22 protein-coding genes are annotated in these 20,612 nt (G+C 74.7%); 20 read left to right on the top strand and 2 right to left on the bottom strand.

Annotation, left to right across the window (positions count from 1 at the left end; all coding sequences use genetic code 11):
- Positions 1 to 22 precede the first annotated feature (22 nt).
- The 4 genes from ATM99_RS11890 to ATM99_RS11875 are packed head-to-tail and all read left to right on the top strand — an operon-like array spanning position 23 to position 3,841.
- On the top strand, positions 23 to 385 hold the full coding sequence (locus tag ATM99_RS11890) for a hypothetical protein (protein WP_062103124.1): 363 nt from the start codon (positions 23 to 25) through the stop codon (positions 383 to 385).
- Positions 386 to 424: 39 nt separating this feature from the next.
- On the top strand, positions 425 to 1,600 hold the full coding sequence (locus ATM99_RS11885; protein WP_062103123.1) for an aminotransferase class I/II-fold pyridoxal phosphate-dependent enzyme: 1,176 nt from the start codon (positions 425 to 427) through the stop codon (positions 1,598 to 1,600).
- Positions 1,582 to 2,151 carry a GNAT family N-acetyltransferase gene (locus tag ATM99_RS11880; RefSeq protein ID WP_082659654.1) on the top strand — a complete coding sequence of 190 codons (570 nt, stop codon included), beginning with the start codon at positions 1,582 to 1,584 and terminating at the stop codon, positions 2,149 to 2,151. The genes ATM99_RS11885 and ATM99_RS11880 overlap by 19 nt, the downstream gene beginning before the upstream one ends.
- Before the next feature lie 40 nt (positions 2,152 to 2,191).
- On the top strand, positions 2,192 to 3,841 hold the full coding sequence (locus tag ATM99_RS11875) for a DUF4132 domain-containing protein (protein WP_062103121.1): 1,650 nt from the start codon (positions 2,192 to 2,194) through the stop codon (positions 3,839 to 3,841).
- Between the two features lie 93 nt (positions 3,842 to 3,934).
- On the opposite strand, the gene ATM99_RS11870 is transcribed toward ATM99_RS11875, so the two are convergent.
- A complete protein-coding gene (locus ATM99_RS11870) occupies positions 3,935 to 4,486 on the bottom strand; it encodes a TetR/AcrR family transcriptional regulator (RefSeq protein WP_062103120.1) in 552 nt (183 codons plus the stop codon).
- A 91-nt stretch (positions 4,487 to 4,577) separates the two neighbouring features.
- Here ATM99_RS11870 and ATM99_RS11865 point away from each other — a divergent pair, with 91 nt between their 5' ends.
- The 16 genes from ATM99_RS11865 to ATM99_RS11790 all read left to right on the top strand — a co-directional run bounded on the left by ATM99_RS11865 (position 4,578) and on the right by ATM99_RS11790 (position 19,312).
- Complete coding sequence (locus ATM99_RS11865) at positions 4,578 to 5,561, top strand: SDR family NAD(P)-dependent oxidoreductase (RefSeq protein WP_062103119.1); 984 nt, start codon at positions 4,578 to 4,580, stop codon at positions 5,559 to 5,561.
- A 66-nt stretch (positions 5,562 to 5,627) separates the two neighbouring features.
- On the top strand, positions 5,628 to 6,011 hold the full coding sequence (locus ATM99_RS11860) for a zf-TFIIB domain-containing protein (RefSeq protein ID WP_062103118.1): 384 nt from the start codon (positions 5,628 to 5,630) through the stop codon (positions 6,009 to 6,011).
- A 68-nt stretch (positions 6,012 to 6,079) separates the two neighbouring features.
- Positions 6,080 to 6,907 (top strand): hypothetical protein, encoded by an 828-nt coding sequence (locus ATM99_RS11855; RefSeq protein WP_062103117.1) that lies wholly within the window; start codon positions 6,080 to 6,082, stop codon positions 6,905 to 6,907.
- A 98-nt stretch (positions 6,908 to 7,005) separates the two neighbouring features.
- Positions 7,006 to 7,902: a DUF72 domain-containing protein gene (locus ATM99_RS11850; RefSeq protein ID WP_062103116.1), complete on the top strand. Its 897-nt coding sequence runs from the start codon at positions 7,006 to 7,008 to the stop codon at positions 7,900 to 7,902.
- A 132-nt stretch (positions 7,903 to 8,034) separates the two neighbouring features.
- Positions 8,035 to 8,340 carry a hypothetical protein gene (locus ATM99_RS11845; protein WP_062103115.1) on the top strand — a complete coding sequence of 102 codons (306 nt, stop codon included), beginning with the start codon at positions 8,035 to 8,037 and terminating at the stop codon, positions 8,338 to 8,340.
- Between the two features lie 77 nt (positions 8,341 to 8,417).
- On the top strand, positions 8,418 to 9,533 hold the full coding sequence (locus ATM99_RS11840) for a lactate dehydrogenase (protein ID WP_062103130.1): 1,116 nt from the start codon (positions 8,418 to 8,420) through the stop codon (positions 9,531 to 9,533).
- The gene (locus tag ATM99_RS11835; protein ID WP_163274896.1) at positions 9,530 to 9,994 is read left to right on the top strand and encodes an ACT domain-containing protein; all 465 of its coding nucleotides are present in this window, start codon (positions 9,530 to 9,532) and stop codon (positions 9,992 to 9,994) included. The genes ATM99_RS11840 and ATM99_RS11835 overlap by 4 nt, the downstream gene beginning before the upstream one ends.
- Before the next feature lie 145 nt (positions 9,995 to 10,139).
- The gene (locus ATM99_RS11830) at positions 10,140 to 10,829 is read left to right on the top strand and encodes a FadR/GntR family transcriptional regulator (protein ID WP_046529732.1); all 690 of its coding nucleotides are present in this window, start codon (positions 10,140 to 10,142) and stop codon (positions 10,827 to 10,829) included.
- A 122-nt stretch (positions 10,830 to 10,951) separates the two neighbouring features.
- Positions 10,952 to 12,208 (top strand): sugar ABC transporter substrate-binding protein, encoded by a 1,257-nt coding sequence (locus tag ATM99_RS11825; protein ID WP_062103113.1) that lies wholly within the window; start codon positions 10,952 to 10,954, stop codon positions 12,206 to 12,208.
- Positions 12,209 to 12,210: 2 nt separating this feature from the next.
- The gene (locus tag ATM99_RS11820) at positions 12,211 to 13,170 is read left to right on the top strand and encodes a carbohydrate ABC transporter permease (RefSeq protein WP_052748396.1); all 960 of its coding nucleotides are present in this window, start codon (positions 12,211 to 12,213) and stop codon (positions 13,168 to 13,170) included.
- Entirely contained in the window at positions 13,167 to 14,021 is an 855-nt protein-coding gene (locus tag ATM99_RS11815) for a carbohydrate ABC transporter permease (protein ID WP_062103112.1), read from the top strand. Before ATM99_RS11820 ends, ATM99_RS11815 begins: the two co-directional genes overlap by 4 nt.
- A gap of 61 nt (positions 14,022 to 14,082) precedes the next feature.
- Positions 14,083 to 15,171 (top strand): mandelate racemase/muconate lactonizing enzyme family protein, encoded by a 1,089-nt coding sequence (locus tag ATM99_RS11810; protein ID WP_062103111.1) that lies wholly within the window; start codon positions 14,083 to 14,085, stop codon positions 15,169 to 15,171.
- A gap of 2 nt (positions 15,172 to 15,173) precedes the next feature.
- On the top strand, positions 15,174 to 15,998 hold the full coding sequence (locus ATM99_RS11805; RefSeq protein ID WP_062103110.1) for an SDR family oxidoreductase: 825 nt from the start codon (positions 15,174 to 15,176) through the stop codon (positions 15,996 to 15,998).
- Positions 15,995 to 16,891: a dihydrodipicolinate synthase family protein gene (locus ATM99_RS11800; RefSeq protein ID WP_223305031.1), complete on the top strand. Its 897-nt coding sequence runs from the start codon at positions 15,995 to 15,997 to the stop codon at positions 16,889 to 16,891. The genes ATM99_RS11805 and ATM99_RS11800 overlap by 4 nt, the downstream gene beginning before the upstream one ends.
- A gap of 179 nt (positions 16,892 to 17,070) precedes the next feature.
- On the top strand, positions 17,071 to 18,708 hold the full coding sequence (locus ATM99_RS11795; RefSeq protein WP_062103128.1) for a fucose isomerase: 1,638 nt from the start codon (positions 17,071 to 17,073) through the stop codon (positions 18,706 to 18,708).
- 106 nt (positions 18,709 to 18,814) lie between these two features.
- Positions 18,815 to 19,312 carry a heme-degrading domain-containing protein gene (locus ATM99_RS11790; protein ID WP_046529737.1) on the top strand — a complete coding sequence of 166 codons (498 nt, stop codon included), beginning with the start codon at positions 18,815 to 18,817 and terminating at the stop codon, positions 19,310 to 19,312.
- A 43-nt stretch (positions 19,313 to 19,355) separates the two neighbouring features.
- Here the strand turns inward: ATM99_RS11790 and ATM99_RS19360 are convergent.
- The coding region (locus ATM99_RS19360; protein ID WP_062103109.1) for a hypothetical protein at positions 19,356 to 20,612 on the bottom strand (1,257 nt) is incomplete at its 5' end.

The raw sequence follows: 20,612 nt of genomic DNA, 5'->3' as shown, positions 1-20,612 counted from the left end.
ACTTCAGCCCGCAACCTCGGGCGTGCGCGCCGGTCGACTCGCCAAGGCTCGGCAGTTCGGCGACGCAGCCGCCGACCAGCTGAGCCTGGCCGACGACCCACGTGACGTCGCGGACGCGTACGTGACCCTGGCGGTCCACGCCGGCATCGCCGCTGCCGATGCGATCTGCTGCGCACGGCTCGGGCACTACTGGCGCAGCGAGAGCCACCACGAGGCGATCGAGCTGCTGAGGTCCGCCGACCCGACGATGGCCCGACACCTCCACACGCTGCTCTCGCTCAAGACGCAGGCGGCCTACGCCTCGGGCTCCGTCCGCGAGGGTGACGTCACACGTGCGCAGCGGGCGATGGAGGCACTGCTGCGCAGCGCGGGCACGCTTTCCTGAGTCCGCGTCGACGTCCCCGTGCACGGCAGACTGGCCCGCATGAAGGTCGCCGCCCGCGCGCACGTGCCGCCGTTCGCCGTCATGGAGATCCTCGCCGCCGCGAACGCGCGCCGCGCCGCGGGCGAGCACGTGCTCAACCTGTGCGCGGGCGAGCCGTCGACCGGGGCGTCGGACGTCGTGCGGCAGCGCGCGATCGACCTGCTGACGGCGGGCGACCTGGGGTACACCGAGTCGCTGGGCGCGCCGGGGCTGCGCGCGGCCATCGCGGCGCACTACCGGGGCACCCACGGCGTCGACGTCGACCCGGCGCGGGTCGCGGTGACGACGGGCTCGTCGGGCGGGTTCATGCTCGCGTTCCTCGCGGCGTTCGACGTCGGCGACCGCGTGGCCCTCGCGCGCCCCGGGTACCCGGCGTACGCGAACATCCTCACGGCGCTGGGCTGCGAGGTCGTCGACCTGCCGTGCGGTCCCGAGCAGCGGTACCAGCCGACGGTCGCACAGCTCGAGGCGCTCGACCAGCCCGTCGACGGGCTCGTGGTCGCGTCGCCCGCCAACCCGACCGGCACGATGATCGCGCCGGACGAGCTCGCGGCCCTCGCCGCGTGGTGCGGCGAGCACGGCGTGCGCCTGGTCAGCGACGAGATCTACCACGGCATCACGTACCCGGACGCGTCGGGCGAGACGCCGGCCACCGCGACCGCGGCCCGGTACCTGGGCACCGGTGCGGTCGTCGTCAACTCGTTCTCCAAGTACTGGGCGATGACGGGCTGGCGCCTGGGCTGGCTCGTGCTGCCCGACGACCTCGTGGCACCCGTCGACGCGCTCGCGGGCAACGTCGCGCTGTGCCCGCCGGCGCTCGCGCAGCACGCGGGCGTCGCGGCGTTCAGCGACGAGGGCATGGCCGCCGCGCGCGCCAACGTCGAGCGCTACGCCGAGTCCCGCAGGCTCCTGCTCGACCGCCTGCCCGACCTCGGCTGGGACCCCGTCGCACCCGCCGACGGGGCCTTCTACCTGTACGGCAACGTGGCCTCGACTAGCCTCGACGCCGTGACGTACTGCGCCCGACTGCTCGACGAGGCCGGGGTGGCACTGACCCCCGGCACCGACTTCGACCCCGTGGGCGGCCGTGACTGGGTCCGGCTGTCCTTCGCGTCCTCGCCGGCGGTGGTCGCCGAGGCGGCCGACCGGGTCGTCGCGTGGCAGGGCACGCTGTGAGCGCCGTGCGCACCGCGACCGCGGCCGACGTCCCCGCCGCCGCGCAGGTGCTGGCCGACGCGTTCACGGGCTACGCGTGGACCGACTGGGTGCTGCCGGCCGACGACCACGCGGCGCGGCTCGCCGAGGTGCAGGGCCTGTACCTCGCGCACGCGGTCGAGCACGGCGTCGTCCTGGTCGACGACGACGTGCAGGGCGTGGTCGCGTTCGTGCCCGTCGACGTCCCGCCGCCCGCCGACGAGGTGTGGCACCGCGTCGCCGAGCTGCACGGCGACCGCATCGAGCGCCTGGGCGCCGCACCGAGCCCCGAGCCACCCGCCGGGGCGTGGACCCTCGCGACCCTGGGCGTCCTGCCCGCGGCGCGCGGTGCGGGCCTGGGCTCGCGCCTCGTCAGCGAGGGTCTCGACCGCATCGGCGACGTGCCGGTCGTGCTCGACACGTCCGACCCGCGCAACGTGACGCTGTACCGGAGGCACGGGTTCGAGGTCGTCGCGCAGGTCGACGTCTCGGACGGGCCGTCGGTCTGGTCGATGCTGCGCCGGGCGGCCTGACGCACGACGGGGTGTCGGCGGCCTCCGGCACGATGACCGCGTGAGCGACCAGCAGCCCGACGTCCCCGAGCCCGACGTCCCCGCGTCCGACCCTTCCGGGCAGGGCGCAGGCGCCGACGTCCCCGAGCTCGTCGCTGCCGAGCGAGCGGCCGAGCCGCACCTCGGTCCGGCTGCCGCGGCTGCGCTCGCGACCGTGCGGGAGCACTGGGCGTTCGCGGAGGACGGCGACGACCTGACGCCCGAGTACGCCGCCCTCGGCGTCGACCCCGTCTACGCCGACGCCGCCGAGCGGATCGTGGCCCGGGCGGCCGCCCGGGCCCGTGCCGTCCGGGCGGGCGAGGTGCCGTACGTCGCGGACGGCGCGTTCACCCCCGAGGAGGCACGCGTCGTCGAGAGAGCCGTCGCGACCGGTCTCTGGCTCGACGCGCCCTGGGTGGCCGCCGCCGCCGCGACCCTCGCCGACGTGAGCGTCGCACCCGGCAGCGCGCGCACGCTCCCGTCGCAGGCGATGTGCTTCGCCGTCGCGCGCTCGATGCGCGACCTGCCGACCCCCGAGGCCGTGGCCGCGCTCACCGCCGCAGCCACGGAGGCGCGGCACGCGGGAGTGCGCAAGAAGCTCGCGCGGTACGCCGGCGCCGCCCGCCGGAACCTCGCGGGCCGCCCCGCCGTCGCGCTGCGCCTGCCCACCGCGGGGACCCCGACGCGTGCGCAGGTCACGGCGTGGACGAGGACGCTCGAGGCCTGCTTCACGCTCGACCCGCGATGGCCTGCGGGGACGTGGACCGCACTCGTGCACGGGACGCCCGCGACGTCGCGGGTCGCGGCTGGCCTCGTGTGGACGGGCGCGCGGGCGGGATCGTTCCGCGGCGTCCCGGGTGCGTTCGTCGACGCGTCGGGTGCAGCCGTCGACCTGCGCGACGACGACGAGGTCCGGCTCTGGCACCCGGCGGCCGCGTCGCCCGCCGAACGGGAGGCATGGCGCGCGCACGTGTGGTCCGAGCAGCTGGAGCAGCCGTTCCGCCAGGTGTTCCGCGAGCACTACGCCGCGGTCGACGACGGGTTCACCGGTGCCGTCGTGGACGCCACCCAGCTGGTCGGTGTCGCCCGGACGCAGGGGTGGGGGGCGGAGCACGACGTCCTCGCGCGGACCGCCGGTGGTCTGCGCGCCGAGATCTCGACGGACACGAGCCTGTACCCCGGCGTCACCGGGACGGCGCGCGTGACCGGCGTCCGGGTCGGACGCGCCGGACGGCACGCGCAGCCGGGGCGCAGCGGCACGGTGCTCGTCCCGGTGCCGGCGGACGAGCTGCCCACGGTGCCGGTGTCCGAGCTGCTGCGCTCTGTCGACCTGGTCGTCAGCACGTCGGCGGTCGCGCTCGACGGTGACGAGGAGCCGGCGGAGCGGGTGGGGGCGTCCCCGGCGGGCGTGCTCGCACTCCGCCGCGCCGTGCTCGAGCACGTCCTGGCCGACCTCGACCCGGCCGACGCCGCACGCGTGCGGGTCGACGGTCGGTACGCGGTGGTCGGCTCGGTGCGCGTGCACCTGGCCACCGCGCGCGTCACGCGCGACGGCGACCGCCTGGAGGTCGAGCCGGTCGCGGACCACGGGTGGTGGGCACCGGCCGGTGACCCGCTGCTCTCGCGCGTCGTCGGGCTGGTGGCCGCGCTGCTGCGCTCGGAGGGGCGCTGACCGGCACGCCCTGACGTGCCTGGGGTCCGGCGCCGGCGGGACCTGCGCCGGGGACGTCGTCGACATGGCGGGCCCCGCGGCTCGTCGCGGTCGTCAGGGGCGCAGGCCGTGGAGCAGCACGGACGCGTAGCGGGTGGCCGCGCCGTCGTCGGCCGTGCGGGCCAGGCGGACCGCGACCTGCATGCCGCACACGAGGTGCTGCACGTCGACGGGCGTGAGGTCGGGGCGGACGTCGCCGGCGGCCTGCGCGCGGGCGAGCAGCGCGCCGAACGCGGTGAGCAGCTCGTCGAGCACGGCGCGCAGCTCGGGGCCGGCGCCGCCGGAGTCGCTCACGACCTCGGCGAGGGCGGGGTCGTCCGCGAGCAGGCGCATCGCGCCCACGACGAGGTCGCCGAACGCGTCGGCCGCGGGGTCGTCGGCAGCGTCGCGCACGGCCGTCACGAGCGGGTCGAGCGTCTCGAGCGCGAGCGCCTCGACGAGCGCCCGGTGGGACGGGAAGTGCCGGTACGCCGTGCCGACCCCGACGCCCGCGCGAGTGGCGACGTCGGCCAGCGCCGGGGGGTAGCCGCGCTCGTCGCGCGCGGTCCGGGCGGCGTCGAGCAGGGCGGTGCGGTTGCGCGCGGCGTCGGAGCGGAGGGCGGCCATGCGACGACCCTACCTTGAAACGGAATCCGGATCCGCTTAGAGTCCGCCGAGTCGGAACCGGAGAGTGGTTCCGCTTCTGATCGGAGTCCTCATGCCCGCGTCCACCACGCCCCGTGCCACCACCACTGCAGCCGCCACCGCGTGGGACCCGCACCACCTGCCCGACCAGACCGGCCGCACCGTCGTCGTCACGGGCGGCAGCGCGGGCATCGGCTACTTCATCGCCGAGCAGCTCGCGGGCGCCGGTGCGCACGTCGTCCTCGCCGCGCGCGACGCGGACCGCGCCGCCGCCGCGCAGGCCGCGATCGCCGCGCAGCACCCCGCCGCCGTCACGAGCGTGCTGCCGCTCGACCTCGCGTCGCTCGACTCGGTGCGCCGCGCGGCCGACGCGCTCGCGGACCTCGACCGGGTCGACGCGCTCGTGCTCAACGCGGCCGTCATGGTGCTGCGCACGGCCGGTGCGGCCACGGCCGACGGCTTCGACCCGGTCATGGGCACCGGGCACCTCGGCAACGCGGCGCTGGTCGCGCACGCGCTGCCCGTGCTCGCCCGCACGCCCGGCGCCCGCGTGGTCGGCACGACCAGCGGCCTCGTGCGGCGCTTCCACCCCGCGATCGGCGACCTCGCGACGGCGTCCCGCCCGCTGCCGTCGGCGCGGCCGCTGACCGTCGGCCGTCGCTACGTGCTGTCTAAGGCCGTGCACGAGGCGTTCTTCGCCGAGCTCGACCGGCACCTGCGCGCCACGGGCTCGTCGACCCTCGCGCTGCTCAGCCACCCCGGCGTCGCGATCGGCTCGCGCAGCCCGCTGCGGCCCGGCGTCCTCGACCCCCGCCGCGCCGACCGCGGCGTCGAGCCGCTGTGGGGCCTCGTCGGCGCGGGGAAGGACGCGGGCGCGTGGTCCGCCGTGCGCGCGGCCGCGGACCCGCACGTCGAGAGCGGTCAGTACTGGGGGCCCGCGGGCCGGGTCACCGGCCTGCCCGTGCTGGGCGCCGGCGACCCGCGCTACCGCGAGCCCGCGCTCGGGCGGCGCGTGCGCGAGGAGACCGAGGCGCTGGTCGGCGTGCGGCTGCCGTGACCGATGGCGGGCGGTCCACAGGGCAGCCACGTAGCGTGTGCCCACGCTGCCGAGAGGAGTCCCGCCATGCTGTGCCCCGTCGACCAGGCGACGCTCGTCATGACCGACCGCCAGGGAGTCGAGATCGACTACTGCCCGGTGTGCCGCGGCATCTGGCTGGACCGCGGCGAGCTCGACAAGATCCTCGACCGCGCCGCACCGGCCGCACCGGGCGTCGACCCGCGCGCCGTCCCGGGTGCTGCGGCGCCCGCGCCCGCGTACGGCACCCCCGAGCCGCGCGGGTACGACGACCGGCGCGGGTACGACGAGCGCCCCGCTCCCGATCCTCGCGGGGGCTACGACCCCCGCGGCGGGTACGACCAGCGGGGCGGCTACGACGACCGCCGCGGGTACGACGGCCGCAAGCGCAAGAAGCGCGAGTCGTGGCTCGAGGACCTGTTCGACTTCTGACCCGACTTCCGACCCCGCCGACGCACCTCCACCGCTAGGGTCACGGCGACCCCGGTGACAGGAGAGACGTGAGGCTGTTCCGACGCGACCACACCCCGCCGCCCGAGGCGCTCGGTGCGGGCACCGCCCTGACCGTCGACGTGGTTGAGGGGCAGTTCACCTCGGCGCTGGTCTGGACGCGTGAGCTGCGCCGCGTGCTCGACGACGCGCAGCCGGCGCTCACGGTGCTGCACGCCGCGGGCTTCGAGGGAACCGTGCAGCTGCGTGCCGGTGACGAGCGTGGTGCCGTGCTCGGCGAGCTGCGGCAGCGCACCGGGCGCACGCTCGGGATCGAGGTCGAGCCCGGTGGCGACTTCGTCCTCGTCCTGGGTCGAGGGTCGCAGCAGCTACGGACCAGCCCGATCATGACCGAGCTCGTGGCGCTGCCCGGCCTCGGGCTCGAGGACCCGGGCGCCATCGCACTCGCCGAGGTCGTGCTCGCCGTCGCCGAGGTGGTCGCGGAGGAGGCGGACGACCCCGTCGCGCTACCGGAGCCGCTCACCGTCACGCAGGCCAACCTGCAGCTCCTCGCGGAGACCGACGACCTGCCCGAGCGCTGGTGCGCGTGCCTCTTCGTCACGCGTCCGCACGACGTGCCGCCGGACGCGGACGACGTGCTGCGGACCGCGCTGTGGATCGAGCACACCGAGGGAGTCAAGGTGCACCTCGACGGGTCGGTCGCCGACGACCCCAGCGAGCGGGACGACCCCGGCGCGGACTCGCACGCGGCTCTCGCGACGCTCGAGGAGTGGGCGGGCACGGACGTCGACCTCGGCCCGTACGCGCGCTGGCTCGCCGAGCGCACGCAGGAGTGGCTGGGCATGACAGTGCCGGGGCTGTCGCCGACCGGTCGCTGACCGGACCGGGCGGCCGGGGCGAGACCCGCCGGGGCCCGTCGTAGGGCGGGACCGGGCCCCGGGCAGCGCCCGCGCCGGCGCGCTCCTACAGTCGCCGCATGGCAGGCGCGGTGCGCATCGGCATCTCGGGGTGGCGGTACCCGCCGTGGCGGGGCGTGTTCTACCCGCGGGGCCTGCCGCAGCGCAGCGAGCTCGCGTACGCGGCCGCGCACCTGGGGTCGATCGAGATCAACGGCTCGTTCTACTCGTTGCAGCGCCCGGACTCGTACCGCGCGTGGCGGTCCGACACCCCCGAGGGGTTCGTGTTCTCGGTGAAGGGCCCGCGCTTCGTCACGCACATGAAGAAGCTCGCGGGCGTCGAGACGGCGCTCGCGAACTTCTTCGCGTCGGGCGTGCTGGCGCTGGGCGACCGGCTCGGGCCGCTGCTGTGGCAGCTGCCGCCAAACCTCGGCTTCGACGCCGACCGGCTGGCCCCGTTCTTCGACCTGCTGCCGCGCAGCACCACGGCGGCGGCGCGCCTGGCGGAGCGGCACGGCGACAAGGTCCCCGAGGGGCGCGCGCTGACGACGACGGACGCGGACCGGCCGCTGCGGCACGTGCTGGAGGTGCGGCACGACTCGTTCGTCACGCCCGCGTTCCCGCAGCTGCTGCGCGCGCACGACGTCGGCCTGGTCGTCGCCGACACCGCGGGACGCTGGCCGCACCTGGAGGACGTGACGAGTGACGTCGTCTACGTGCGTCTGCACGGGCACGGCGAGCTGTACGTGTCGGGGTACGACGACACGCAGCTCGACGCGTGGGCCGCGAAGGTCGCGGCGTGGGCCACGGGCGCGCCCCCGCCGGACGGCCCGCGCCTCACGCGCCCGGCCCCCGACCGGCCGCGTGACGTGCACGTCTACTTCGACAACGACGTGAAGGTGCGTGCCCCGTTCGACGCGGCGGCGCTCACGGCGCGCCTCGCCGAGCGCGGTCTCGGGGCCTACGCGGGGCGGTGACGGTCGTTCCGCCGGACGGGTGGAGTCGTGGTCACAGCACGAGCCCGTCGGTTATGACCGCTTAGTCTTCCCTGCGGCAGGGCCGCGGGGCACGGCCACCAGGGCACCGACACCACGAGCACGGGACGGCACATGATCTTCTTCGGCTGGGGACGACGCGGCAAGACGGCCGAGCTCGACCCGGGACGCGTCCTGGTGCGCGCGTGGGCGTACTTCCACCTCTTCTGGCTGTTCCGCATCTCGTGGCCCAAGGGCTACACGCTCGCGACGGCCACGCCCGACGGCTGGGCGCAGCGCGCGATCTCCGACGAGGAGGGCCGCGCGCTCGACCCGAACGGTGCGACCGACGTCAACGTGTGGTGGCGCTTCGGGCTGCTGCTGCCGCTGATCGGCATCGTCTGCTCGGTGGTCATCGCGTCGCTGTTCCCGTCGGCCTGACGTCGCGGGCCTGACCCGCACGCCCGGCGCGGCCGCGCGCAACGTGCGCGTCATCCGGCACCCGTACCGTGACCGGCATGGACGTGGCGGTGCTCGGGGCGACGGGCGACGTGGGCCGGCAGATCTGCACGCAGCTCGTGGAGCGGCAGGTGCTGCCGCCGACGTCGCGGCTGCAGCTCGTCGGGCGGCCCGGCGGCGCGTCGGGGCGTGCGGTGCACGGCCTGCGCACGGACCTCGTCGACGCGTACGACGAGCACGCGCCGCTGCTGGACGTCGCGCTGGACCCGGACGACGTGGTCGCGGACGTCGTGGTCGTGGCGGCCGGGCGCACGCCCCCGCCGACGAGCGACGGCGTGCCCGCGTCGCGCGCGGAGCTCGCGGCCGACAACGCCGCGGTGTTTCGCGCGTACGCCGACGCGCTGGCCGCGCACGGCTCGGGCAGCGAGGTCGTGGTCGTGGTGTCGAACCCGGTCGAGCTGGGTGTCGCGATCCTCGCCGAGCGGCTGGGGCGGCACCGTGTGATCGGCATGGGCGCGTGGCTCGACACGCTGCGGTTCCGCCGCGAGCTCGCGGTGTCCCTGGGGGTGCGTCGGCACCGCGTGGGCGGGTTCGTCGGCGGGCAGCACGGCGAGGACGCGGTGCCGCTGTGGTCGACCGTGCGCATCAGCGGCCTCGACGTCGACGAGCGCGAGCGGGCCGTGGCGCGGCTGCGCGCCGGCCGCACGCTCGCGACGTTCCCCGCGGAGGTCGCGGACGCGAAGGCGCAGCTCATGGCCGTGGCCTCGCGGGACATCGCGGCGGCGTTCGCGCTCATCGACACCTGGCCGCCCGACCTGCGGGTCGTCGCGCGGCCGTGGATGACGCACCAGTCGGGCGCCAAGACGGCCACGGGCACGGCGTCGGCGACGATCGACCTGGTCGAGACGATCCTCGACGGCCGCGAGATCGTCGTGGCCGGTCAGGTCGCGCTCGCGGGCGAGGCGTCGGTGGGCGGCTCACCGGTCGACGGCGTGCTCGGCGTGCCCGTCGTCGTCGGGCCCGAGGGGTGGACGCGCGTGCTGCTGGACCCGCTGCCGCCCGACGAGGACGCGCGCCTCGCGCAGGCGGCCGCCGCGGTCGCGGCGGGCAGCGCGCCGTGGACGGGCACGACACCGACGACGACCCCGGCGACGACGGACGGAGCGGCCCGGTGACCCACGACGACACGCGCTGGGTCGGGTACGTGCGCGCCGACCACCGCACCGGCAGCATCGCCGCGCTCGCGGGCGTGTTCGCGACGCGCGGCGTCAACGTCGACTCGATGGCGACGGGCGACGTGCACGACGACGCGGGCCTGGTCGTCGTGACGTTCCGCGCGGGCGAGCGGCGCGCGCGGCTGCTCGCGCGCACGGTCGAGCGGCTGCCGCAGGTGCGTGCGGTGCTGCTGCGCCTCGCGGACGACGAGCGCGTGCGCGCGGCCGCGGTGGTCCGTCTGCCCCCGGGCGTCGCGTTCCAGCCGCCGCCCGAGGCCTCGGTGCGCTGGTCGGGCGACACCGCGACGGGTGACCCGCTGCTGGTCGAGGGGCCGCTCGCGGACGTCGAGCTCACCGTCGAGGCGGCGCGCGCGGCCGGTGCGCACGCCGACGCGGCGGTCATCCAGCCGCCCTACGCCTGAGGGTCCGCACCCCCACCTCGCACCACCTTGTCGGACAAGTGACCACTTCGTGTTGTCCTGCCCGCTGCTGCCTGCCTAGCGTGGCGCTCGTCGCACTCCGGGTGCGGCGCGAGTCCTCGACGAAGAGGTGAGCAGCTTGTCCGACATGTTGGCGGGGCAGGACGAGGTCGACGTCCGGCTGGTCGAGCGGATCGTGGAGCTCGGCCTGCGGGTCGGCGAGGTGCTCCCCACGGAGTCGGAGATGGCGGCGGCCATGCACGCGGGGCGTCCGCAGGTCCGCGAGGCGCTGCGCGTCCTCGAGGCGTTCGGCGCGGTGCGGTCGCGGCAGGGGGCGCGGCGCGTGTGGCTCGGGTTCCACCCGGACCGGTTCGGCCTGTACCTCGCCGCCGTGCTGGGCGTGTCGGACCGGTCGGTCGAGGAGCTGTTCGAGATCCGGCACGCGTTCGAGATCAGCCACGTCGCCGAGGTGACGGCCCGCATGACGCTCGCCCAGCAGGACGACCTGCGGGCGACCGTCGCGGCGATGACGACCGGTGCGCGGCGCGGGCAGCCCGTGCACCGGGAGGACGAGGCGTTCCACCGTGCGCTGTTCTCGTCGGTCGAGAACCGCGTCTTCGAGGGCGTCTCGGCCGCGTTCTGGCGCCTGCACGGGCGCCTCGAGGGGGGCGCGCGGCAGCAGGAGGACCTGCTGTCCGTCGCGGCGATGCACGCGCGGATCCTCGAGGCCGTGGTCGCACGTGACGTGCGGCTCGCGACCCACGAGCTCGACGCGCACTTCTGGGGGGTCCGGCGCCGGCTCGACGACCGAGCGGCGACCGTCCCCGCCCTCACCTGACGGGTCGGGCACCACCGACCCGCACCACCTGTCCGGGCCCCCGCGGCGCAGCGCTGCGCCCCGGCACGCCCGGAGCACCCGACACCACCACTCGTAGGTCATGCACGGCTCAAGGAGGAGCAATGAAGGCACGCAGCAAGGTCGCCGCCGTCGCGCTGTCGATGGCCGCGGTCACCGCGCTCGCGGCGTGCGGGGGCGGCGACGACGCCGCCGAGGGGCCCACCACCGTCGAGTACTGGCTCTGGCAGGACGACGCCACCGACACCACCTGGGACGACCTCGCCAAGGACTTCAACGCGACGCACGACGACGTGCAGGTGAACCTCACGACGATCCCGCTCGAGCAGTACCAGGACCGGCTGCTCACGGCCGCGTCCTCGGGCACCGCGGCCTGCGCGGCGCGCAGCAAGGACTGGTGGCTCGGGCAGTTCGCGCCGCAGGGGATCCTCGCCGACCTCACCGACCAGGTCGAGGCGTGGGACGGCAAGGACGACGTCATCGACTCGCTGTGGGACACGGGCCGCCTGCCGGGCAGCGACGCCGTCTACATGCTGCCGCACCAGTACGTGACGCTGTGGCTCTACTACAACAAGGACCGCTTCGCGGAGGCGGGCATCGAGCCGCCGACGACGCAGCAGGAGTTCCTCGACGCGGCCGCGGCGCTCACCGACGCGGCGGCCGGCAAGTACGCGTTCGACGTGCGCGGCGGCGCGGGCGGCCAGGACCAGTGGATGGCCTGGATGTTCGCGGGCGGCGCCGACGTCGTCGACTCCTCGGGCGACGTCGTGCTCGACAGCCCGGAGGCCGTCGCCGCGAACGAGCGGTACCTGTCGGTCGTCACCGAGCTGGACGCCGCGCCCCCGGGCTCGGTGACCGCGGCGTTCGCGCCCGTGCAGACCAACTTCGCGGCCGGCACGACCGCGATGATGATCCACCACCCCGGGTCGCTCAACGCGATGCGCGAGGCGCTGGGCGACGCGCTCGGCGTCGTCCCGATCCCCGTCGGCGACGGGGCCGGGCCCTCGACGCTCACGTCGATGAGCGGCAACGTCGTTCTCGAGTCCTGCAAGGACAAGGACGCGGCGTTCGAGTGGATCTCGTGGCTCGCGACCGAGGAGCCGATGCGCACGGTCTCGACGTCGATCCAGGGGCAGCTGCCCGTGCTGGAGTCCGTCGCGGCGTCCGAGCCGTTCTCGACCGACCCCGACCTGCAGCTCGCGGTCGAGGCCGCGCGCACGGCCAAGAGCTGGCCGGCCCTGCCGGGCGTCGCGCAGCTCGCCGCCAAGGAGTTCCAGACGCAGGTGCAGATCGCGCTGCAGGGTCAGCAGTCCAGCGAGGAGATGCTCGCGAAGCTCGTCACGACGCTCGAGCAGGACTGACCATGACCACCGTCACCACCCGAGCGGCCGGTCCCACCGGCACCACCGGCACCGGCCGCTCGGCCACCACCCCCGCGCCGCGGCGTCGCCCGCGGCGCGGGCTGGAGGCCTACGTCTACCTCGCGCCTGCGCTCGTGCTGGTCGGCACGTTCGCCGGGTACCCGCTCGTGCGGTCCGTGTGGTTCGCGTTCAACGACGTCAACCCGTTCGTCGGCGTGCAGGGGTTCGTCGGCCTGCAGAACTTCGTGGACGTCGTCACCGCACCCGACTTCGGGCTGCTGGCCCGCAACACGCTGGTCTGGACGCTGGGTGCGGTGCTGCTGCAGCTCGTGCTGGGCCTGGTCGGCGCGCACCTGCTCAACGCGAAGTTCCCGCTGCGGGGCGTGTACCGCGGGCTCGCGATGATCCCGTGGGCGACGCCCAGCGTGCTGGTCGCGCTCATGTGGATCTGGATCCTCGACCCCAACCACGGCGTGCTCAACGCGGCGCTGCGCGGGCTCGGGGTGATCGACCGGCCCATCGCGTTCCTCTCGGAGTCGTCGACCGCGCTGCCGACGCTCGTCGCGGTCGACGTGTGGCAGGGCGTGCCGCTGTTCGCCGTCATGATCCTGGCAGCGCTGCAGGGCGTCGCGCCCGAGCTGCGCGAGGCCGCGGGCATGGACGGCTGCGGCCCGGTGGGCGTGTTCCGGCACGTCGTGCTGCCGGCGATCCTGCCGACGATCCTCATCACGACGCTGCTGCGGCTCATCTGGACCGCGAACTACGTGGACCTCGTCCTCATCATGACCGGCGGCGGGCCGGGCCTGGCCTCGACGACCCTGTCGCTGCAGTCGTACGTCACGGCCTACAAGGCCATGGACTTCGGCACCGGAGCCGCGTACGCGGTGCTGCAGGCGGCCGTGCTGTCGGTGCTGGTCGTGGTCTACATCCGCCTCACCTCGAGGAAGGGGGCCGGCCGATGAGCGCCGTCGCCTCGCGGCTCACCGGCCTGGCGGCCGCGCGCCGCACCGGCTTGTACGTGCTGCTGACCGTCTGGATCGTGACGATCCTCGGGCCCTACGTGGTCATGTTCCTCACGTCGCTGACGCCGTCGTCGCAGCTCGCGTCCGCGGGTGCGTCGCTGTGGCCGTCCGAGATCAGCACCGCGGCGTACTCCGAGCTGCTGGGCTCGACGCCGTTCCTCACGTACCTGCGCAACAGCCTCGTGGTCGCGGCCGTCGCCGTGCCGCTGGCGCTGGTCTGCGCGAGCGGCGCCGCGATCGCGCTGTCCCGCTTCGAGTTCGTGGGGCGCCAGGTGTTCATGGTCGCGGTGCTCGTGGCGCAGCTGCTGCCCGCGGTGCTGCTCGTCATCTCGCTGCAGGGGCAGCTGCGGGTGTTCAACCTGCTCGACAACGTGCTGGGCCTCGCGCTCGTGCACGCGGCGTTCGCGACGCCGTTCGCGACGTGGCTGCTCAAGGGGTTCCTCGACTCGATCCCGCGCGAGCTCGAGGAGTCCGGCCGCATCGACGGCGCGAGCTCGTGGCAGGTGGTCCGCATGATCATCGTCCCGCTGCTCGCCCCCGGCATGGTCGCCGCCGGCACGTACATCTTCATCCTGTCGTGGAACGAGTTCCTGTACGCGCTGACCTTCATGCAGTCGACGTCGACGCGCACGCTGCCGATCGGCCTGCACCTGTTCATCGGCGAGTACCAGATCCGGTGGGACCTGCTCACCGCGGGCGGCGTGCTCGCCGTCCTCCCGGTCGTCGCCGGGTTCCTCGTCGTCCAGAAGCGCCTCGTCGCGGGCCTCGCCGCGGGCGCCGTCAAGGGGTGATCGCGCAGCGCAGACCCACCCCGCCGGCACCCGCTCGCACCACTCCCGGAAGGACCCCGTCGTGAAGATCGAGAGCATCGAGTACCAGCTGTCCCGCCTGCCCCTGCCGAAGGGCACGTGGGGCGACCAGATCCACGTCGTCACCCACATCGAGATCATCACCGCGCACCTGACGACCGACACGGGCGTCGTGGGCGTGGGCCTGTCCCACACGTCCGGCGTCGGCGGGCGCGCCATGATGGCGATGCTCGAGGAGCTGACGCCGACCCTCATCGGCCAGGAGGTCGCGGCCGTCCCGCTGTGGCACCGCTCGTGGCAGTACCTGCGCGACAACGGCCCCGGCGGCACGACGACGCTCGCGCTCGCGGCCGTCGACATCGCCGTGTGGGACGCGCTCGCCAAGGAGCGCGACGTGCCGCTCGCGGACCTGCTGGGCCGCGTGCGCGACCGCGTGCCGCTGTACGGGTCGGGCATCAACCTCAACCTGTCGGCCGAGGAGGTCGTCGAGCAGGTCAAGGGCTGGAAGGCGGACGGCTACTTCGCGGCCAAGGTCAAGGTCGGCAAGCCCGACCTCGAGGAGGACGTCGAGCGGCTCACCAAGATCCGCGAGGCCGTCGGCATGTACCCGCTCATGGTCGACGCGAACCAGGGCTGGACCCTCGGGCAGGCCGTGCAGGCCATGTCCCGGTTCGAGCACCTGGGTCTGTACTGGGTCGAGGAGCCGCTGCGCGTCGACGACGTCGTGGCGCACCAGCGGCTGCGGGCGCGCTCGACCACGCCGATCGGCCTGGGCGAGAACGTGTACACGCTGCAGCAGTTCAACCAGTACCTCGCCAACGACGCGTGCGACTTCGTGCAGGCCGACCTGGGGCGCGTCGGCGGCATCACGCCGTACCTCGACATCGCGGCGCTCGCCCGCGCGTACTGCGCACCCATGGCCCCGCACTTCGTCGTCGAGCTGTCCGCGCACGTCCTGTGCTCGGTGCCGAACGCGCTGTGCGGCGAGATGACCGACGGCGGCACGCTCACCGAGCTCGGCGCGATCCTGCCGCAGCCGCCGCAGCACGGGTTCTTCGTGCCGCGCGACGTGCCCGGGCACGGCCTCGAGCTCAACACCGAGCACCTCGCGGCGCACCGGGTGGAGGTGTGACCGTGACCGACCACCTCTTCGGCCTCGAGGGCCGCACGATCGTCGTCACCGGCGCGCTGGGTCAGCTCGGCTCGGCCCTCACGCGTGAGCTGCTGGCGCGCGGCGCGCGCGTCGCGGCGGTCTCGCGCGAGGCCGCGCCCGGCCCGGGGCACGCGCTCGCGGACCTCGTGGACCACCCGCACCTGCGGTTCGCGGCGCTCGACATCGCCGACCAGGGCAGCATCGAGGCGGGCCTCGACGCCGTGCTGGAGCCGTGGGGCGCACCCGACGGCCTGGTCAACACCGCGGGCATCGACACGCAGCCCAGCGCGCCGCCCGAGGTCTCGGGCCCGTTCGAGCAGTTCCCGGTCGAGGTGTTCCGGCAGGTCGTGGACGTCAACCTCACGGGTACGTTCCTCATCACGCAGGCCGTGGGGCGGCGCATCCGCGAGGCCGGCAAGCCCGGCTCGATCGTCGCGGTCGGCTCGATCTACGGCATGCTCTCGCCGGTCCAGGACATCTACGCGTACCAGGAGGAGCGCACGGGCGTCCCGTTTGTGAAGCCCGTCGCGTACTCGGCGTCGAAGTCCGGCGTCTACAACCTCACGCGGTACTGCGCGACGTACTGGGGCCGGCACGGCATCCGCGTCAACACGCTCACGCCGTCGGGGATCGAGCGCGACACGCAGGACGAGACGTTCCAGGCCAACTACACGAGCCGTATCCCGATCGGCCGCATGGCCACGACGGACGACTTCCTGGCGCCCGTCGTCTACCTGCTCAGCGACGGGTCGCGCTACATGACGGGCGCGAACCTCGTGGTCGACGGCGGGTGGACGGCGTGGTGAGCGACCTCGAGCGGATCTTCTCGGCGCTGGTCACGCCCACGCGCGCCGACGACTCGATCGACCTCGACGTGCTGGGCGAGGTCGTCGAGGAGCAGCTCGCACGCGGCGTCGAGGGGTTCTACTGCTGCGGCTCGTCGGGCGAGGCGCTGCTGCTCTCGCTCGACGAGCGGCAGCAGGTCGTCGAGCGCGTGACCCGGCAGGTCGCCGGGCGCGTGCCGGTCGTCGCGCACGTCGGCACGGCGAGCACCGCGCAGACCGTCGCGCTCGCGCGGGACGCGCAGGAGTCCGGCGTCTCGGCGATCTCGATGATCCCGCCGTACTACTACGCGTTCACGCCCGACGAGATCGAGCGGTACTACCTCGAGGTCGTCGAGGCGGTGGACGTGCCGGTGCTGCTCTACAACATCCCGCAGTTCACGCGCGTCGCGTTCGACAAGTCCAACGCGTCGACGCTGCTGGCGCACCCGCGCGTGGTCGGCATGAAGCACACCGACCACAACCTGTACTCGCTCGAGCGGCTCGTGCAGGCCTTCCCCGACAAGGTCTTCGTCAACGGGTTCGACGAGCAGTACCTGTCGGCCCTGGCGGTGGGTGCGCGCGCGACGATCGGCACGACCGTCAACATCCAGCCCGAGCTGTTCGCGCGCGTGCGCGACCGGTTCGCCGCGGGCGACCTGGCGGGCGCGCGGCGCACGCAGTCGCAGATCAACGAGGTCGTCGAGACGCTCGTCGCGCACGGCGTGTTCCAGTCCGCCAAGTACCTGGCGTGCGCGCGCGGCGACGTCACGGGCAACTGCCGGCGGCCCTTCCGCCCGCTCGACGACGACGACCGGGCCGCGCTGGACGCGCTGCGGGGCCGCATCGCGGCGTTCGTCGAGCAGGACGCGGCATGACCGGCCCGGCCGTGCCCACGCAGCGGCGAGGGTCGGCCGTGCCCCCGACGTCCGCAACCGAGCGCACCGCCGACCTGCACCCCGCCGACCAGTACCGCGCCGACGAGCACCGCACCGCCGCGCACCCCGCCCCCGCGCACCGTCGCGCGGCGGGCCCCGACCACCGAGGAGAGACCGCCATGTCCACCTACGCCGTGCCCACGCTCGCCCCCGAGCCCGTCGCCCCGCCGCGGACGGCGTATCTGGTGGCGTCGGGTGATCTGCGGGAGTCGGCGAACGCGGCGGGGTGGGCGACGCAGGTGGCGTTGGAGCGGGTGGTGACTGACGCGTTCGCGGAGCAGGGGTGGGATCTGGTGCGGGCGAACGGGGTGGATCCGGTGACGGGTCATGGGTTCATCAGCTCGCAGCGGATGGGTCTGGAGGTGTTCGCGAGCATTCCGCCGGATGCGCCTCTGGTGGTCGCCGAGGCGGTGTGGCAGTACTCGCATCACGTGCTGGCGGGTCTGCGGTCGCATCGGGGTCCGGTGTTGACGGTGGCGAACTTCGCGGGGGACTGGCCGGGTCTGGTCGGCCTGCTGGGGTTGAACGCGGGCATGACGAAGATGGGGCGGGAGTACTCGACGATCTGGACGGTCGACGGCACGGACGAGTGGTTCCGTGCCGGGATCGCGTCGTGGCTGACGCACTGGCGGATCGTGCACGACGCGTCGCACGTGCGCCCGCTGCCTGCCCTGCCGGAGGGTCCCGAGGTCGAGCTGGGCACGGCGTTGGCGACCCAGCTGGTGCGGGACAAGGCGATCATCGGGGTGTTCGACGAGGGTTGCATGGGCATGTACAACGCGATCTTCGATGACGAGCTGCTCAACCCCACGGGGATCTACAAGGAGCGGTTGTCGCAGTCGGCGTTGTGGGCGCAGATGCAGCAGGTCCCCGACGAGGTCGCGAACGGTGTGCACGCGTGGTTGCTGGAGGCGGGGATGACGTTCCGTCTGGGCACGGACGAGGCCACGGAGCTGACGCGTGAGCAGCTGCAGTGGCAGTACAAGATGTACGTGGCGGCGTTGTGGATCGCCGATGACTTCGGGTTGGACGCGGTGGGGATCCAGTACCAGCAGGGGTTGAAGGACGTGTGCCCGGCCTCGGACCTGGCCGAGGGGTTGTTGAACAACGTGGCGCGTCCGCCGGTGCGTTCGCGTGACGGGTCCCGGGTGCTGTGGGACGGGCGGGCGGTGCCGCACTTCAACGAGGCCGACGAGGGTGTCGCGGTCGACGCGCTGGTGACCAACCGGGTGTGGTCGGCGATGGGTCTGGACCCGGCCACCACGCTGCACGACGTGCGCTGGGGCGAGGACTTCGACGGGGACTTCGTGTGGGTGTGGGAGATCTCGGGGTCGGTGCCGGCCTCGCACCTGGACGGCGGGTACGCCGGCGCGCAGGGGTGGCGGCAGGACCCGGTGTTCTTCCCCGCCGGCGGGTCCACCCTCAACGGGGTCTGCAAGGCCGGGGAAGTGGTCTGGTCCCGCATCTACATCGCCGACGGCCGGTTGCACGCCGACCTGGGCCGCGCCACCGCGGTCGACCTGCCCGCCGCCGAGACCCAGCGTCGTAAGGAGGCCACGAACCCGGAGTGGCCGATCCTGCACGCCGTGCTGCACGGCGTGACCCGTGACCAGTTCATGGCCCGCCACAAGGCCAACCACCTCAACGTGGCCTACGCCCCCGACGCGACCACCGCCGACAAGGCCCTGACCGCCAAGGCCGCCATGCTCCACGGCATGGGCATCGAGGTCCATCTCTGCGGCGACATCCAGATCTGACCGCCGCAGCAGGGCACGGAGCAGGCGCCGTACGCCCGGCCGCGGCACCGCGGCCGGGCGTACGGTCGGGTGCCGGCGCACGGCCGGCGGACGAGAGGGACGGCACATGGCTGACACGCAGGACGACGCGACGGCGCTGGTCGAGCGGCTCGAGGCCGAGCTGCGGGACGTGACGCTCGTGCGGTTCGGGCACGACGACGCGTGGTGGCTCGGCACGTGGGTCTGGCGCGTCGCCGCCGAGCGCGACCTGCCGGTCGTGGTCGACGTGCGCCGCGGCGAGCACCAGCTCGTGCACGCGTCCCGGCCGGGCACGTGCGCCGACAACGACGGGTGGGTCGAGCGCAAGGTCCGCACGGTCCGCCGGTTCGGCACCGCGTCGTACGTCGTCGGGCGACGGCTGGCCGCGAAGGGCCAGACGCTCGCCGACTACGGCCTCGACCCCGCGCGCTACGCGACCGCGGGCGGCTGCGTCCCCGTCGTCGTGGACGGTGCCGGCGCCGTCGGCACGCTCGCGATCTCGGGGCTGCCGCAGGCCGACGACCACGCGCTCGCGCTCGAGGCGCTGCGCGCGCTGCGGGCTGCGCAGGAGGCCGGCGAGGTCTGAGGCCCGCGACGGGCGGCGCGAGCGTCGCGGCGACGGGTCGGCATCAGGCCGTGTCGGTGCGGGCCACCGGCACGGCCGGCGTCGCCTCCGCGTCGTCGGCCCCCGCCGGCGTCGTCGTCGCCGACCGCTCCGGGCCAGCCGGCTGCGCTGCCGCCGGCACCCCCGCCGCGGCCAGCGCGGCGTCGACCCGCGACTGCACGAGCGCGGCCGTCCGTCGGCGCCGCCACCGCACCAGCACGACCCCGCCCACGACCACGACCAGCAGCGCGAGCTGCGACCACGGCACGGCCCACACCACGACCGACGCCGAGCCCGTGCGCAGCGCCGCGTCCACGACGTCGTCGCCCACGACCCACGGGCGCGTGTCGACGTGCCCGGCCGCGCGGACCACGGGCCACACCCGCAGGTCGCCCTCGACCCACGCGGACTGCCCGGGCAGCACCTCGCGCAGCTCGGCGCGGTGCTCGGCGGCGCCGACCCCGCCCGGGCCCGCGAGCTCCGCGACCGTGCGGGCCGCGAGCCGCACGTCGCCGGTGTTCGCGACGCGGTAGCGCACGTGCACCGTCCCGGGCGCGAACGGGTTCCACGACGGCTCCCAGTGCGCCTCGACGTCCTGCGGCGCGAGCGCGGCCGTGACCTCGCCCGTCACGCGCAGGTGCAGGCGCACGCCCGTGCGCGCCGCGAGCCGCACGGTGTCGCCCGTGACGAGCTCGGCCACGACGCCCGCCGGGTGGTCGCCCGGCGTCGCGTCCGCGGGCACCGTGACCGTCACCGGCACGGTCGCGCGCGCACCGGGGTCGAGCGTGACGCGCAGCGCGCCGTCCGCCTGGCGCTCGGCCCCGGGGACGTCGCCGAGCGTGACCCACGCGCCGCCGTCCGCGGGTGTCGAGCCGCCGGGCGGCAGGTCGAAGTCGCCGCCCTCGGACAGCGTGCCGTCGCCCGCGTACACCGCGAACGTCGCGGCGCGGTCGCCCAGGTTGTCGAGCACGACCGCGTCGTCGACCGACGCCCCCGGGTCGAGGACGTGCCGCAGCGACAGCCGCCCGTCCGGGCCGTCGGGCGTGCCGGGGCGCACGGACCACGTGACGGCGGGCGTCCCGGCGTCCGTCGTCGCGGGTACGGGTGCGGGTCCGAGCGCGGTCGCGGGTGCGGCGAAGCCGGCCGCGGCGAGCGCCGCGAGCACACCCGCGGCGAGCAGGCGCCCGGCGCGGACGTGCACGGCGCGGGCGCCGGCGGTGCGGTGCGTGCGGTCGGTGCGGCGGGTGTGGTCGGTGCGGCGCGTGCGCGTGCCCCGCGGCGC

The sequence above is a fragment of the Cellulomonas sp. B6 genome (assembly GCF_001462455.1).
GTDB lineage: Bacteria > Actinomycetota > Actinomycetes > Actinomycetales > Cellulomonadaceae > Cellulomonas.
This window is presented reverse-complemented; position numbering and strand designations above follow the sequence as displayed.

Coding starts and splice junctions, on each gene's coding strand:
- ATM99_RS11885 (WP_062103123.1), top strand. CDS start 425: ATGAAGGTCGCCGCCCGCGCGCACGTGCCGCCGTTCGCCGTCATGGAG.
- ATM99_RS11870 (WP_062103120.1), bottom strand. CDS start 4,486: ATGGCCGCCCTCCGCTCCGACGCCGCGCGCAACCGCACCGCCCTGCTC.
- ATM99_RS11865 (WP_062103119.1), top strand. CDS start 4,578: ATGCCCGCGTCCACCACGCCCCGTGCCACCACCACTGCAGCCGCCACC.
- ATM99_RS11860 (WP_062103118.1), top strand. CDS start 5,628: ATGCTGTGCCCCGTCGACCAGGCGACGCTCGTCATGACCGACCGCCAG.
- ATM99_RS11850 (WP_062103116.1), top strand. CDS start 7,006: ATGGCAGGCGCGGTGCGCATCGGCATCTCGGGGTGGCGGTACCCGCCG.
- ATM99_RS11845 (WP_062103115.1), top strand. CDS start 8,035: ATGATCTTCTTCGGCTGGGGACGACGCGGCAAGACGGCCGAGCTCGAC.
- ATM99_RS11840 (WP_062103130.1), top strand. CDS start 8,418: ATGGACGTGGCGGTGCTCGGGGCGACGGGCGACGTGGGCCGGCAGATC.
- ATM99_RS11830 (WP_046529732.1), top strand. CDS start 10,140: ATGTTGGCGGGGCAGGACGAGGTCGACGTCCGGCTGGTCGAGCGGATC.
- ATM99_RS11825 (WP_062103113.1), top strand. CDS start 10,952: ATGAAGGCACGCAGCAAGGTCGCCGCCGTCGCGCTGTCGATGGCCGCG.
- ATM99_RS11820 (WP_052748396.1), top strand. CDS start 12,211: ATGACCACCGTCACCACCCGAGCGGCCGGTCCCACCGGCACCACCGGC.
- ATM99_RS11815 (WP_062103112.1), top strand. CDS start 13,167: ATGAGCGCCGTCGCCTCGCGGCTCACCGGCCTGGCGGCCGCGCGCCGC.
- ATM99_RS11795 (WP_062103128.1), top strand. CDS start 17,071: ATGTCCACCTACGCCGTGCCCACGCTCGCCCCCGAGCCCGTCGCCCCG.
- ATM99_RS11790 (WP_046529737.1), top strand. CDS start 18,815: ATGGCTGACACGCAGGACGACGCGACGGCGCTGGTCGAGCGGCTCGAG.